The following is a 13,565-nucleotide window of genomic DNA, read 5'->3' on the forward strand; positions in this document are numbered from 1 at the left end:
CCGTTTCAAGGAGCCCACCATGCCGCTGCCGGCCGAGCTGTTGATCATCGACGCGCAGAACGATTTCTGCGACCTGCCGCCGTCGCATCGGCCACTGGACCCGCTGACGGGCCAGGCCCTGGAGCCCGCACTGCCCGTGCCGGGCGCGCACGCCGACTTGCAGCGGCTGGCCGGCTTCATCCGGGCGGCGGGCGCGGGGCTGACCGGCATCACCGCCACGCTGGACTCGCACCACCGCGTGGACATCGCGCACCCGACGTTCTGGGTACACGGCGACGGCGAGGCGGTGGCGCCGTTCACGGAGATCACGGCGGCGCAAGTGCGCAGCGGCGCCTACCGGCCGCGCGACGCGCAGGTGCTGCCGCGGGCGCTGGCCTACCTGGACGAACTGGAGGCTCGGGGCCGCTACAAGCTGATGGTGTGGCCGGTGCACTGCGAGATCGGCACCTGGGGCCACAACCTGCACGCCGACGTGCAGGCGGCCTGCGCCGCGTGGGAGGAGCGCACGCTGCAGGCGGTGCGCTACGCCATCAAGGGCACCAACCCGTGGACCGAGCACTACAGCGCGCTGCAGGCCGAGGTGCCCGATCCGCAGGACCCCGAGACCGGGCTGAACGAGCCGCTGCTGCGGCACCTGGACCGCGACGGCGCCTTGCTGATCGCCGGCCAGGCCTCCAGCCACTGCGTGCGGGCGACGACGGAGCACCTGGTCCAGCACATGAGCCGGCGGCGGCCGGAAGACATCGTGCTGCTGTCCGACTGCATGAGCCCGGTGAACGGGTTCGCGGCGCAGCAGCAGGCCTTCTTCGACGCGATGCGGGCGCGCGGGGTGCAGGTGGCGCGATCGACCGAATTGCTCTGAGTCTGCCGGGCCGGCAGGCCGGGCTCACAAATGCGCCAGCGCCTCCACGATCGGCTTGCGCACCGTGCGCCGGGCCACCCAGGCCGAGGCCAGCGTGGCCAGCAGCGCCATCAGCAGCACGGTGTGGAGCACGGGCAGGAAGTCCAGGTCGATCTGCAGCGGGTAGCCCACGCTGCGCCCGGGCGGCGGCGGCATCTGCACCGGGAACACCTTCAGCAGCCCTGACACCGTCATCGCCGCCACCGCGCCCAGCAGCGCGCCGCCGCCGCCCAGGATGAAACCTTCCAGCGCCAGCGCGCGCAGCAGTTGCCCGGGCAGCGTGCCCAGCGCGCGCAGCGTGCCGATCTCGCGCGTGCGCTCCACCACCGCCGAGGCCATGGCGCTGGCGACCACCACGACCACGATCACGCCGATCACCAGCCCCATCACGCCGAAGATGCGGTGGTAGAGCGCGCGCACGCTCTCGTAGAAGCCGGCCTGCGCCTCCCAGGTGCGCACCACCAGCCCCGGCAGCTGCGCCTGCAGCCGCGCCTGCGCCGGCGCCACGTCGTCCATGCCGTCCAGGAACACCTGCAGCGTGGACACGCGCTCGCTGCCCAGCAGCCGCTGCGCGCCGCGCAGGTCGGTGTAGAGCTGGCGCCGGTCCAGCTCTGGCACGCCGGTGGAGATGACGCCCCGCACCCGCACCGGCAGCGTGCGCAGCGCGCCGCGGGTATCGGTGGCCAGCAGCGTCAGCCGGCTGCCGGGCGAGGCCTTGAGGCTGCGCGCCAGGTCCGCGCCCAGCAGCACCCAGGCACCCTCGCCGCTGGCCTCGCTCGTGGCGCCGGCCGGCATCGCACCCTCGGTCAGGTTCAGGAACGGCCCCTTGGCCCGCAACTCGGCCGCGGCGTCGATGCCCAGCGCCATCATCGCGGTCGACTTCTCGCCGTTGCTCACCAGGCCGCTGAACTCCACGCGCGACAGCACGTGGCGCACGGCGGGGTCGGCGGCCAGCCGCGCCTGCAGCGCCGCCGCGTCGTCCAGGCCGTGCTGCAGCGGCACGTCCTCGTCCTGCTCGAAATGCTGGCGCGTCCCGACCACGAGGTGCCCGCTGTCGCGCACGGTGACGCGCTCCAGCGCGTCGTAGGTGTAGAGCGCGAAGCCCCCGGCCAGCAGCAACGCGGCGGTGCCCAGCGCGGTGATGAAGACCGCCACCAGCGAGCGGCGGCGGTTGCGCATCACGTTGAGCGCGGCGAACTTCAGCCACCTCATGCGGCGCTCCGGGCGGAGGCGGCCACCGCGGCGGGCACCGTCGCCGCGGGCGGCGCGGCCGGTGCGCCTTCGACGCGCCCATCGCGCAGGCGCACGACGCGGTCGCAGCGGCTGCTCAGGCGCTCGTCGTGGGTGGCGAAGACGAAGGTGACGCCCTCCTCGCGGCTGCGCTCGCGCATGAGCTCCAGCACGGCCTCGGCCGTCTGAGAGTCCAGGCTGGCGGTGGGCTCGTCGGCGATCACCAGCGCCGGCCGCTTCACCAGCGCCCGCGCGATGGCCACGCGCTGGCGCTGCCCGCCCGAGAGCTCGTCGGGCCGGTGCGCGGCGTGCGAGGCCAGGCCCACGTGCTCCAGCGCCTGCGCCACGCGGCGGCGGCGCTCGGCCGGGGCGACGCCGGCGAGAAACAGCGGGTATTCCACGTTCTCCGCCGCCGTCATCACCGGCACCAGGTTGAACTGCTGGAACACGAAGCCCAGCGCGTCGCGGCGCAGCCGCGTGCGGTGGCGCTCATCGAGCCGGTGCACGGGCTCGCCGCGCAGCAGGATCGCGCCGGCATCGGGCACGTCGATGAGCCCGCACAGGTTCAGCAGCGTGGTCTTGCCGCTGCCCGAGGGGCCGGCCAGCGCCAGCATCTCGCCGGCGCGCACGTCCAGGTCCACGCCCTGCAGGGCGGGCACGGCGTGGCGGCCCAGGCGGTAGCTCTTGCGCACGCCGCGCAACGTCATCACCAAAGGTGCAGTCAATGGCGGTCCTTCCTCGTGGCGTTACCCTGGCGGGCCCAGGGCAGTCGTCTTGCCCAGACCACCTTGTACCCCCGCACGCCGATGCTTCCGAACGCCGCCATCGTCCTGTTCACCGTCGTCGCCATGGAGGCCGTGGCCTGGCTGGTGCACAAGTACCTGATGCACGGCCCGGGCTGGGGCTGGCATGCCTCTCACCATGCGCCGCGCCAAGGATGGTTCGAGAAGAACGACCTCTATGCGCTGGTGTCGGCGAGCGTGTCGATCCTGCTGATCTGGCTCGGCCTGAACGGTCATCCGCCGCTGCTGTGGATCGGCATCGGCATGACGGTGTACGGCGTGCTGTATTTCATCGCCCACGACGGGCTGGTGCACCAGCGCTGGCCGCTGCGCATCACGCCGCGCAGCGGCTACCTCAAGCGGCTGTACCAGGCGCACCGGCTGCACCACGCGGTGCACGGGCGCGACGGGGCGGTGTCCTTCGGCTTCCTGTGGGCGCCTTCGCCGCAGAAGCTGCGGGAGGAGCTTCAGCGGCTGCGGGCGCAGCGGGATGCCGAGGGGGATGCGGCTGCCGCGCGCCGCGCCGGGCCGCGCTGAAACATCGAAACAGGGCCGTCAGCCCTTCCTGCCTGTCCCCTCACCCCACCTGCGGCCGCTGCCACAGCCCCGCCGCGCGCGGGCGCGCCGGCAGGGCCCGGGCGGCCAGCGCCACCGCCATGCCGCGCGCCACCAGCCAGGCCTTCTCGGCGCCGCTGGTGCGCGTGCGCGTGTCCCAGGCCTGCGCGCCGCGCTGGTGCACCTTGCGGCCGATCTCGCGGTAGACGCCGCGCGCCGTCGCCACCGACCATGCCGAGCGCACCGGCAGCGCCGCGATGCCGGACAGCGCCGAGGCGTAGTACGGGTCGGCCGCGGCCACGACGCGCGCCGCCACCTGCGCCAGCGCGGCGCGGTGCCGCGGCTCGGCCACCTCGTGCGCCGGGATGCCGGCCGTGTGCAGCCACTGCAGCGGCACGTAGATGCGGCCGACGCAGGCGTCCTCCACGATGTCGCGCGCGATGTTGGTGAGCTGGAAGGCCAGCCCCAGGTCGCAGGCGCGGTCCAGCACCGCCGGGTCGCGCGCACCCATCACGCGCGCCATCATCAGCCCCACCACCCCGGCGACGCGGTAGCAGTAGAGCAGCGTGTCGGCCAGCGTCTCGTAGCGCGTCTCCTCCACGTCCATGCGGAAGCCGCTCAGGTGCTCCAGCGGCAGGCTGGTCGGGATGGCGTGGCGGCGCACCACCTCGGCCAGCCCGTCGAAGGCCACGTGCTGGCAGGGCTGGCCGGCGCAGGCACGCCAGGTCAGCGCCTCCAGCTCGGCCAGGCGTCGCAGGCTGTCCTCGCGCCGGCTCGCGCGCTGGCCGTGGCCCAGCTCCTGGCCGTCGATCACGTCGTCGCAGTGGCGGCACCAGGCGTAGAGCATCACGGTGCTGCGGCGCGTCTCGGCGTCGAAGAGCCGGGCCGCGGCGGCGAAGCTGCTGGAGCCGGCCTGGATGGTCTCGCTGCCGTGGCGGGCGGCCTCGGCCTCGGCTTCGGCGCGCGCCCGGGAGCCGCCCGTCAGGCGCAGCAGCGCCCGGCGGGCTCGGGCCGCGGTGGCCGTATCTCGGATCACACTCATCGCAGGTCCTCCAGCATCAGCCGCGCAGTGGCCTTGGCCGACCCCACCACGCCCGGCACCCCAGCGCCCGGATGCGTGCCCGCTCCGGCGATGTAGAGGTTGGGAATGACGGCGTCGCGGTTGTGCGGCCGGAACCACGCGCTTTGGGTCAACACCGGCTCCAGCGAGAAGGCCGAGCCGAGATGGGCGCCGAGCTCGTCGCGAAAGTCGGCGGGCGTGAACAGTCTGCAAGTCACGAGGTCCGCGCGCAGTGACGGGATGTGCCGCGCCTCCAGGTACTCCAGGATGCGGTCGCGCAGCCGCGGCCCCTCCACGCTCCAGTCCACCGGCGCGTGGCCCAGGTGCGGCACCGGCGCCAGCACGTAGTGGCTGCCGCAGCCCGGCGGCGCCAGCGAGGGGTCCGTGACGCAGGGCGAGTGCAGGTAGAGCGAGAAGTCCTGCGGCAGCGGGCCGGCGAAGATTTCATTGATCAGCTCCCGGTAGCGCTGCCCGAAGCACACCATGTGGTGGCGCAGGTGCGCGTGCTGCCGGCGCAGCCCGAAATGGATCACCAGCAGCGACATGCTGAAGCGCTTGGCCTTGAGCGCCCTCGCCTGCGCCTCGCCGCGCGCCGAGTGGCCCAGCAGCCGCTCGTAGGTGTGGACCACGTCGGCGTTGGAGGCCACGCGGTCCGCCTCCAGCCGCTCGCCCCCGCGCAGCGTCACGCCGCAGGCGCGGCCGTCCCGCAGCTCGATGCGCTCCACCGGCGCGTTCAGCCGCAGCGTGCCGCCCAGGTCCTGGAACAGCTTCACCAGCGCCCGCACCAGCGCGCCCGTGCCCCCGCGCGGAAACCACACGCCCCACTGCCGCTCCAGCGCGTGGATCAGCGCGTAGATGGACGAGGTGGCGAAGGGGTTGCCGCCCACCAGCAGCGAGTGGAAGGAGAAGGCCTGGCGCAGCTGCTCGTCGCGGATGAAGCGCGAGACCATGGCGTACACGCTGCGCCAGGCCTGCAGCCGCGCCAGCTGCGGCCCCGCCGCCACCATGCTGCGGAAGGAGAGGAAGGGCACCGTGCCGAGCTTGAGGTAGCCCTCCTCGAACACCGCGCGCGAGTAGCGCAGGAAGCGCTGGTAGCCCTCCACGTCCTCCGGGCAGCGCGCGCGGATCTGCCGGTCCAGCAGCGCCTGGTCGTTGTCGTAGTCGAAGACGGAACCGTCCTCCCAGCACAGCCGGTAAAAAGGTGACACCGGCAGCAGCTCCACGTAGTCGGCCATGCGCCGCCCGCTGAGCGCGAAGAGCTCTTCCAGCGCGCTGGGGTCGGTGATGACGGTCGGCCCGGCGTCGAAAGTGAAGCCCTGGTCCTCGTAGACGTAGGCGCGGCCGCCGGGCTTGTCGCGCGCTTCCACCAGCGTGGTGGCGATACCGGCGGACTGCAGCCGGATCGCCAGCGCGATGCCGCCAAAGCCGGCACCGACGACGACGGCGCGGCGCTCGGCGCTCATCGAGGGGCCTCCGTGCTCGAGGCCGGCCGGTCCAGCACGGCGCGCAGCGCCGCGCCCAGCGGCACGGGCGGCTTGCCCGAGACGATGCGCAGCTTGTCCAGCGGCCCTAGCCGCGCGGCATAGAAGCGGGCGATCAGCCCCTCGGGCAGTCCGTAGAAGCGTTGCATGACCTTCCAGCGCAGGTGGGGTGGAGCGGATCGGAACAGCATCCGGTTGAGCAATCTGAAGAAGCCCCGCGCCTGCCAGCGCTCGATGGCGTGGCGGCGGATGGCCTCGAACAGCGCGGTGGCGGAGAGATCGGGTTGCGCTGCCACCAGTTCCGCCAGCGCCACGGCATCGGGCAGGGAATAACCCGTGGTCGGATGGAACAGCCCGGCCGACAGGCCCGACGCCGGCACGCCGCCGGCCTCGCGCCAGAAGCCTTCGACGTCGCCGGAGAGCACGATGGGCAGCACGCCCTGCTCCTCGCGCAGCACGCGGCGCACGCGCCAGCCGCGCGCCGCCGCGTACTGCGCGATGCGCCCGCGCAGCGCCTCGGCGTCGAGGTCGCCGGCGTCGGCGTAGTAGGTGTCCTCCACCAGCAGCGTGTCGGCGCTGAAGGGCAGCACGTAGACGAAGCGGTAGCCGTCGAGCTGGTCCACGGTGGCGTCCATCAGCAGCGGCGCGTCCAGGCCGTGCGGGGCGTCGAGCTGCAGCTCCTGGCCGAGAAACTTCTGGTGGCCCAGCGCCAGGTGGGCGCTGCGGCGCAGGCCGCGGCCGTCGATCACCGCCCTCGCCCGCAGCACGCGGCCATCGTCCAGCCGCACCTGCGTGGGCATGACGGACTGCACCCCCACGCCGCAGCGCGCGCGCGGGCCCAGCAGCGCGGACAGCAGCGCGTGGAAGCGCTCGGAGGTGAGGCTGGCGTAGCCGCCGCGCAGGCGCCGCTGCCGCTGCGCGAAGCGCACCTCGTGGCCGGACCAGCGGTGCGCCACCAGCGGCGCGAGCCACGCGTGCTGCGCCTCGCTCAGGTCCGTGGGATGGAAGGACCAGGTGTGGTTGCCGCCCAGCGTGGGGCCGGCCTCCAGCAGCAGCAGCCGCAGCGCCGGGCGCTCGGCGGCCAAGCACCAGGCGATCAGGCCGTTGGCCAGCCCGCCGCCGACCAGGATCAGGTCGGCGTCCAGGGCGCCGTCGCCGGGCGGGGACGCGTCGGCGGCATGCGTCACGGGCACGGCCGCGTGAACAGAGAAGAACCGATCTTCACGACTGCCATCGGATGTAGTCCTCGTCCTTGGGGTTGGAGGCGAAACGCGTCGCCGGAACCGGGGGAGGCAAACGGCTCGCCACGTGCTGTGCAGCGCTGCCATTCCCGAATCAACTCTAGGCGGTGGCCGAACCGGGCCTGGGAATGTGGCGCAACCCACGTTGAAGGCCCGGGGACTTTCGTCCGCCCGCCACCGTCCGTCATGAAGACCTCGCCCAATGCACCGATGGAAGCCATGGCCCACCTGACCCTCCTGGAGGCGGACCCGGCGCTGGCCGGTCTGCGCGCACGTTTCGAAGACCACCTGGCCGCGGTGCTGCCGCAGCCGCTGGACGACGCCGACGTGGTCGTGGTCGCGCTGCGCGAGGCGGCGCTGTCGCCGGGCAAGCGCGTGCGTCCGCTGCTGCTGCTGGGTGCGGCGCGCTCGCTGGGCTGCCCGGAGCGGGCGGTGCTGGACGCGGCCTGCGCGCTGGAGCTGCTGCACGCGGCCTCGCTGGTGATGGACGACTTGCCGTGCATGGACGACGCGAGCCTGCGCCGCGGCCGGCCGACGCTGCACCGGCAGTTCGGCGAGGACGTGGCGGCACTGGCCGTCATCGCGCTGATGAGCCAGGCCTTCCGGCTGGCGGCAGCGTCCGGGCCGCTGGGGGCGGCTGCGCGCGCGCGCATCACGGTGACGCTGGCCGACGCGGTGGGCTGCCGCGGGCTGGTGGGCGGCCAGCTGCGCGACCTGCGCTCGGCGCACGGCACCGCCGAGGACGCGGCCAGCGTGAACGGCTGCAAGACGGGCGCGCTGTTCCGCGCCGCGCTGGAGATCGCCGCGCTGGCCGCCGGCGCCGGCGAGGCGATGCGCGAGCGGCTGGGCTGCTGCGGCGACGAGATCGGGCAGGCGTTCCAGCTGCTGGACGACCTCAAGGACAGCGGCGAGCTCGCGCCCACGGGCAAGGACCTGCACCAGGACGCGGGCAAGACCACGCTGCTTTCGCTGCTGGGCCATGAGCCGGCGCGGCGGCGGCTGCAGGCGCACCTGCGGCGGGTGGAGGGGCTGCTGCGGGAGGCGTTCCCGCAGGACGACCTGGTGCTGCGGCTGTTGCGGCAGGCGTGCGGGTTTCAGGCGATAGGGCCGCCGACGCCGCAGAGCGCGCGCAAGGCCGCCCCATCCAAGCTCACGCTCCGCTGACGCCCTCCGGCCCCACCGTCCCCGCCTCGATCGCCGCCACCGCGCGCGCCAGCGCCACACCCGCCGCCTCGTCCGCTTCCGCCCGCTCCGTCAGGTGCTGCGGCAGTTGCCGCGCGGGCTTGATGCCCAGCTCCTTGAGCATCTCGGCCTGGCGAATGACGTTGCCGCGCCCGCTGGCGAGCTTCTTCTCGGCATCGTCGAAGCACCGCTGCGCCGCGCGCAGCGCCTCGCCCGCGCGCTTGAGCTCCGTGGCGAAGCCGCACAGGCGGTCGTAGAGCTCGGCGCCGCGGCGCGCGATCTCCTGCGCATTGCGGTTCTGCGCCTCCTGGCGCCACAGGTGCGACACCGTGCGCAGCACGAACAGCAGCGTGGACGGGCTCACCAGCAGCACGTTGCGCCGCCACGCATCCATGAACAGCTCGCCGTCGTGCGTCACGGCCAGCATGAAGGCCGGCTCCACCGGCATGAACATCAGCACGAAGTCCAGCGACTGCAGCCCGTAGAGGTGCTGGTAGTGCTTGTCCGACAGGCCGCGCAGGTGGGCGCGCACCGAGTCCAGGTGCTGGCGCAGGGCGGCCGAGCGCCCGGCTTCGCCGTCGGCGTTGGCATAGCGCTCGTAGGCCACCAGCGACACCTTGGCGTCCACCACCAGCCGCCGCTCCTCGGGCAGGTGGATCACCACGTCGGGCTGCAGGCGCTGGCCGTCGGCGCCGATGCGGCTGTCCTGCGTCACGTACTCGTGCCCCTTGCGCAGCCCGGCGGCCTCCAGCACGCGCTCCAGGACCAGCTCGCCCCAGTTGCCCTGGCTCTTGGCCGAGCCCTTGAGCGCGGAGGTGAGGTTCTTCGCCTCCTCGCTCAGCACCTGGTTCAGCTCGGCGAGTTGGCGCACCTGCTGCGCCAGCGCCGAGCGCTCCTTGCCCTCGGTGACGTAGACCTCCTCCACCTTGCGCTGGAACTCCGCCAGCCGCGTGCGCAGCGGGTCCAGAAGCTGGCCGAGGTTCACCTGGTTCTGCTCGGCGAAGCGCCTGGACTTCTCTTCCAGGATGTCGGCCGCCAGCGCCTTGAACTGGTCCGTCAGCGCCTCGCGCGCGGAGGTGAGCAGCGCCAGCTTCTCGGCCGTGCCGCGGCGCTCGGCATCGAGCTGCTCGGCCAGGCCACGCGCGTCAGCGGCGCAGCGGCGGGCCTCGGCGTCGGCACGCTCGTGGGCGGCCTTGGTTTCCTGGAGCTGCGCGTCGAGCTGCAGCGCGCGCTGCGCCTGCTCGGCCTCGGCGGCGGCCAGGCGCTGGCGGGTGTCCTGCTCGTCCTGGAGCTGCAGGCGCAGGTCCTGCAGGTCTGCCTCCAGCCGCTCCACGCGCATGGCGCGCTCGCGCAGTTGCGCGGCCTCGCCACGGAGCTGGTCGAGCACGCCCTGCAGCGCATCGGCGCGGGCTCGCAACACGCGCAGCTCTTCGCCCTGCTGGCGCTGCGCGCCCTCGGCATGCTCGGCGCGGGCGGTGAGCGCGGTGAGCTGCGCCTGGGCCTCGGCGCGGGCATGCGCCAGCGCCAGCTCCACCGCGGCGTGCTGGCGCGAGCGCATCAGCAGCCACGCCCCTAGGGCGCCGGCGAGCACGCCCGCCAACAGCATCGCCAGCTCCATCCCCGACTCCCGTGTTTTGGAGGGCGGGATTATCGCGAGGGCTCTCGGGGCTCCGGCCATGCCGCGCCACACCATGCCGCGCGGGTGGGCACACCGTGGGACCGAGAGACGGGAATGGCAGCAGGTTCTGAGCCGCTGGGCCACTTCGGTACCGCCTGCACCAGCCTGCTACCTCGGCGCTCGCCGTCGAGCCTTGGGAAGACCTGAAGCCGGATCTGCAGGGGGTAGTTCCTTCTTCGTGAATTCGCCCCCCAGACAGCGGCAGGCGCGGCGGAAGACTGAAACGATGCACCAGTCATGTGCGAAATGCGAACACAGCGGGCCTACAAGCACGCTTTCGGTGCTCACACTGGAAGACCGTGACTTATCACTCTCTAAAATGCCCCAGCCAGGTGCTTGACTGCACCCGCGATGTGCACCTTCCGGGTGCGTTGTCTGTTCCCTGCCGCGGAGACGCTGTTGAAATTCCCGACCCTTTCCGACTTCCTGGGTGCCGTGAAGGCACGCGACCCCCATCAGCCCGAGTTCCTGCAAGCGGTCAAGGAAGTCTTGGCGAGCCTGTGGCCGTTCATCGAGAAGCATCCGCAGTACGCCAGCCAGGCGCTGCTGGAGCGCCTGGTGGAGCCCGACCGCGTCATCCAGTTCCGCGTGTCGTGGGTGGACGACCGGGGTGAAGTGCAGGTCAACCGGGCCTGGCGCGTGCAGCACAGCAACGCCATCGGCCCGTACAAGGGCGGCATGCGCTTCCACCCGTCGGTGAACCTGTCCATCCTGAAGTTCCTGGGCTTCGAGCAGACCTTCAAGAACGCGCTGACCACGCTGCCCATGGGCGGCGGCAAGGGCGGCTCGGACTTCGACCCCAAGGGCAAGAGCGACGGCGAGGTGATGCGCTTCTGCCAGGCGCTGATCTTCGAGCTGTTCCGCCACATCGGCCCGGACACCGACGTGCCCGCCGGCGACATCGGCGTGGGCGCGCGCGAAGTCGGCTTCATGGCCGGCATGATGAAGCGGCTGAGCAACGACGCCTCGTGCGTGTTCACCGGCAAGGGCGTGGCCTACGGCGGCAGCGCCATGCGCCCGGAGGCCACCGGCTACGGCACGGTCTACTTCGCCCAGGAGATGCTGCGCCGCCAGCACCGCGATTTCGACGGCCTGCGGGTGTCCATCTCCGGCTCGGGCAACGTGGCGCAGTTCGCGGCCGAGAAGGCGCTGGAGCTGGGCGCGCGCGTCGTCACGCTCTCGGACTCCGAAGGCACGCTGGTGGTGGACGAGGGCCTGCGCGCGGAACAGCTGGCCGACGTGATGCAGTGGAAGAACGTGCAGCGCGGCCGCCTCTCGGCCTTCGCCGCCCAGCACGGGCTGCATTTCGAAGCCGGCCGCCGGCCCTGGCACGTGCCCGTGGACGTGGCGCTGCCCTGTGCCACCCAGAACGAGCTCGACGCCAATGACGCGCAGCAGCTGGTGAACAACGGCGTGCTGTGCGTGGCCGAAGGCGCCAACATGCCTTCGACGCTGGAGGCGGTGGACGTGTTCCTGGCGGCGCGCACGCTGTACGCGCCGGGCAAGGCCAGCAACGCCGGCGGCGTGGCCACCTCGGGCTTGGAGATGACGCAGAACTCGCAGCGCCTGGCCTGGCTGCCGGCCGAGGTGGACGAGCGCCTGCACTCGATCATGAAAGACATCCACGCCAACTGCGTGCGCCACGGCACGCGCCCGGACGGCTCGGTGAACTACGTGGACGGCGCCAACGTCGCCGGCTTCGTCAAGGTCGCCGACGCCATGCTGGCCCAGGGCGTGGTCTGACGCGCCGCCTCGGGGCTGCCCGGCCCGGAGCCGGGCGCCCTGGGGCCATGCATCGATGAGTGCACGCCGTCCCTCCCCGGGACGGCCATGCACCCGAGGCGGATCACTTCACGATCAGCCCGGGCTGCAGCGAGCGGATGCGGCGGTCCTCGTAGTAGCCGCCGTACTCCGTGTAGCGCAGGAAGCCGTGGCCGCAGTGGCGGCAGCGCCAGACCTCGCAACGGTTGGCCGGGAAGTACGCCAGCGCGATGGGCGCATCGGGCGACCAGTAATCCGTGCCCCCGGGGTGGTGCTCGTCCAGCGTGGGCTCGTCCTCCTCGCCCGCGAGCCACAGCGCCCCGGCCTTCTCCAGCCCCGCGTCGCTCTTGTCGCCGGGAAAGGACTCCCAGCCGCGGAAGGCCAGCGGCGCGCATTCGGCGCAAGGCTCGGGTTGCTCGCGCGCGATGCGCTCGACCTCGTCGGGGCTGAGTTTCAGGGTCACGGCCATGCGGTATGGAAGCTCAAGGGCGCGCCAGTATCCGCGGCCGCGGCAAGCCGCCTTCCCGCGGCATGGGACGCGTGGCGCGGCGCCGCGTTGCCGCTGGCGCCCGGCGGATTTCCCGCCCGGTCACGCTGCGCGAAAAGACCCCTCCAACCGCTTCCCAAGGCGGTTTGCAGCTTGAGCCATGTCAGGAGCCTGCATGGGTTGCGGGCGCAGACTAGGGTTAACGCCAACAAATCACGGCTTCTTAAAGCCGGCTTACAGGAGACTTCGTTGCTCGCCGCTTACATCACCCACCCCGACTGCGTTCGCCACGAAATGGGACCCGGCCACCCCGAATGCCCGGAGCGCCTGGGCGCCATCCAGGACCAGCTGCTCATCAAGGGCCTGCTGGACTACATGGTTCCGTATGACGCGCCGCTGGCCACCGACGAGCAGCTGTGCCGCGCACACTCGTCGCTGCACGTGCGCGGGATCGTGGACAACGCACCCACCGAGGGCTACCACCACGTCGACCCCGACACCAACATGAACCCGTTCACGCTGCAGGCCGCGCGCCGTGCCGCCGGGGCGGCGGTGCACGCGACCGACCTGGTGCTGGACGGCAAGGTGAGCTCGGCCTTCTGCGCGGTGCGCCCGCCCGGCCACCACGCCGAGCACGACGCGGCGATGGGCTTCTGCTTCTTCAACAACGTGGCCGTGGGCATCCGCCACGCGCTGGACGTGCACGGGCTGGAGCGCGTGGCGCTGATCGACTTCGACGTGCACCACGGCAACGGCAGCGAAAACATCTTCAAGGACGACGACCGCGTGCTGATGTGCTCGATCTTCGAGCGCGGCCTCTATCCCTTCCCCGAGGAGACGGGCCACACCACCACCATGGTCAACGTCGGGCTGCCCACGCGCTCGGGCGGCAAGGAGTTCCGCGAGGCGGTGACGCAGCACTGGATCCCCGCGCTGGACGAGTTCAAGCCCCAGCTCATCTACATCTCCGCCGGCTTCGACGCGCACCGCGAGGACGACATGGGCAACCTGGCCCTGGTCGAGGCCGACTACGAATGGGTGACGCAACAGCTCATGGCCGTGGCCAACCGCCATTGCAAGGGCCGCGTCGTCTCCTGCCTGGAGGGCGGCTACGTGCTCAGCCCCCTGGCGCGCAGCGCCACCGCGCATGTGAAGGTGCTCATCGGCGCCGATTAAGAGAAACCGGGCCGGGCCCGACCCCGCCGGC

12 protein-coding genes are annotated in these 13,565 nt (G+C 72.2%); 5 read left to right on the forward strand and 7 right to left on the reverse strand.

Annotated elements, in window-relative coordinates:
* Positions 1 to 19 precede the first annotated feature (19 nt).
* Positions 20 to 862 (forward strand): cysteine hydrolase family protein, encoded by an 843-nt coding sequence (locus H537_RS0130230; protein ID WP_029000869.1) that lies wholly within the window; start codon positions 20 to 22, stop codon positions 860 to 862.
* Between the two features lie 24 nt (positions 863 to 886).
* On the opposite strand, the gene H537_RS0130235 is transcribed toward H537_RS0130230, so the two are convergent.
* Entirely contained in the window at positions 887 to 2,113 is a 1,227-nt protein-coding gene (locus tag H537_RS0130235; protein WP_029000870.1) for an ABC transporter permease, read from the reverse strand.
* Positions 2,110 to 2,856 (reverse strand): ABC transporter ATP-binding protein, encoded by a 747-nt coding sequence (locus H537_RS0130240; RefSeq protein WP_029000871.1) that lies wholly within the window; start codon positions 2,854 to 2,856, stop codon positions 2,110 to 2,112. Before H537_RS0130240 ends, H537_RS0130235 begins: the two co-directional genes overlap by 4 nt.
* Before the next feature lie 63 nt (positions 2,857 to 2,919).
* On the opposite strand from H537_RS0130240, the gene H537_RS0130245 reads away from it, so the two are divergent.
* On the forward strand, positions 2,920 to 3,450 hold the full coding sequence (locus H537_RS0130245; protein ID WP_238446849.1) for a sterol desaturase family protein: 531 nt from the start codon (positions 2,920 to 2,922) through the stop codon (positions 3,448 to 3,450).
* A 40-nt stretch (positions 3,451 to 3,490) separates the two neighbouring features.
* Here H537_RS0130245 and H537_RS46340 read toward each other — a convergent pair whose 3' ends face one another.
* The 3 genes from H537_RS46340 to crtY are packed head-to-tail and all read right to left on the reverse strand — an operon-like array spanning position 3,491 to position 7,196.
* A complete protein-coding gene (locus tag H537_RS46340; RefSeq protein WP_084151036.1) occupies positions 3,491 to 4,510 on the reverse strand; it encodes a phytoene/squalene synthase family protein in 1,020 nt (339 codons plus the stop codon).
* Complete coding sequence (locus tag H537_RS0130255; RefSeq protein WP_029000873.1) at positions 4,507 to 5,991, reverse strand: phytoene desaturase; 1,485 nt, start codon at positions 5,989 to 5,991, stop codon at positions 4,507 to 4,509. The genes H537_RS46340 and H537_RS0130255 overlap by 4 nt, the downstream gene beginning before the upstream one ends.
* The gene (gene crtY, locus H537_RS0130260; RefSeq protein WP_238446850.1) at positions 5,988 to 7,196 is read right to left on the reverse strand and encodes a lycopene beta-cyclase CrtY; all 1,209 of its coding nucleotides are present in this window, start codon (positions 7,194 to 7,196) and stop codon (positions 5,988 to 5,990) included. Before crtY ends, H537_RS0130255 begins: the two co-directional genes overlap by 4 nt.
* Positions 7,197 to 7,469: 273 nt before the next feature.
* Here crtY and H537_RS46345 point away from each other — a divergent pair, with 273 nt between their 5' ends.
* Positions 7,470 to 8,414 carry a polyprenyl synthetase family protein gene (locus H537_RS46345; RefSeq protein WP_169517116.1) on the forward strand — a complete coding sequence of 315 codons (945 nt, stop codon included), beginning with the start codon at positions 7,470 to 7,472 and terminating at the stop codon, positions 8,412 to 8,414.
* Here the strand turns inward: H537_RS46345 and H537_RS46350 are convergent.
* Positions 8,401 to 10,050, reverse strand: coding sequence for a DNA recombination protein RmuC (locus H537_RS46350; protein WP_084151038.1), 1,650 nt, complete (start codon positions 10,048 to 10,050; stop codon positions 8,401 to 8,403). The genes H537_RS46345 and H537_RS46350 overlap by 14 nt on opposite strands.
* A gap of 411 nt (positions 10,051 to 10,461) precedes the next feature.
* On the opposite strand from H537_RS46350, the gene gdhA reads away from it, so the two are divergent.
* The gene (gdhA, locus tag H537_RS0130275) at positions 10,462 to 11,853 is read left to right on the forward strand and encodes an NADP-specific glutamate dehydrogenase (RefSeq protein ID WP_051243638.1); all 1,392 of its coding nucleotides are present in this window, start codon (positions 10,462 to 10,464) and stop codon (positions 11,851 to 11,853) included.
* Positions 11,854 to 11,956: 103 nt separating this feature from the next.
* Here gdhA and H537_RS0130280 read toward each other — a convergent pair whose 3' ends face one another.
* Complete coding sequence (locus H537_RS0130280) at positions 11,957 to 12,340, reverse strand: hypothetical protein (protein WP_029000876.1); 384 nt, start codon at positions 12,338 to 12,340, stop codon at positions 11,957 to 11,959.
* 267 nt (positions 12,341 to 12,607) lie between these two features.
* On the opposite strand from H537_RS0130280, the gene H537_RS0130285 reads away from it, so the two are divergent.
* Entirely contained in the window at positions 12,608 to 13,534 is a 927-nt protein-coding gene (locus tag H537_RS0130285) for a histone deacetylase family protein (RefSeq protein ID WP_029000877.1), read from the forward strand.
* The last annotated feature ends 31 nt before the right edge of the window (positions 13,535 to 13,565 follow it).

The organism is Azohydromonas australica DSM 1124 (assembly GCF_000430725.1).
In the GTDB taxonomy this organism is placed as follows: Bacteria; Pseudomonadota; Gammaproteobacteria; order Burkholderiales; family Burkholderiaceae_C; genus Azohydromonas; species Azohydromonas australica.

Bases quoted from the DNA above. Each gene is read 5' to 3' on its own strand.
- H537_RS0130230 (WP_029000869.1), top strand. From the start codon at position 20: ATGCCGCTGCCGGCCGAGCTGTTGATCATCGACGCGCAGAACGATTTC.
- H537_RS0130235 (WP_029000870.1), bottom strand. From the start codon at position 2,113: ATGAGGTGGCTGAAGTTCGCCGCGCTCAACGTGATGCGCAACCGCCGC.
- H537_RS46340 (WP_084151036.1), bottom strand. From the start codon at position 4,510: ATGAGTGTGATCCGAGATACGGCCACCGCGGCCCGAGCCCGCCGGGCG.
- H537_RS0130255 (WP_029000873.1), bottom strand. From the start codon at position 5,991: ATGAGCGCCGAGCGCCGCGCCGTCGTCGTCGGTGCCGGCTTTGGCGGC.
- H537_RS46345 (WP_169517116.1), top strand. From the start codon at position 7,470: ATGGCCCACCTGACCCTCCTGGAGGCGGACCCGGCGCTGGCCGGTCTG.
- H537_RS46350 (WP_084151038.1), bottom strand. From the start codon at position 10,050: ATGGAGCTGGCGATGCTGTTGGCGGGCGTGCTCGCCGGCGCCCTAGGG.
- gdhA (WP_051243638.1), top strand. From the start codon at position 10,462: ATGTGCACCTTCCGGGTGCGTTGTCTGTTCCCTGCCGCGGAGACGCTG.
- H537_RS0130280 (WP_029000876.1), bottom strand. From the start codon at position 12,340: ATGGCCGTGACCCTGAAACTCAGCCCCGACGAGGTCGAGCGCATCGCG.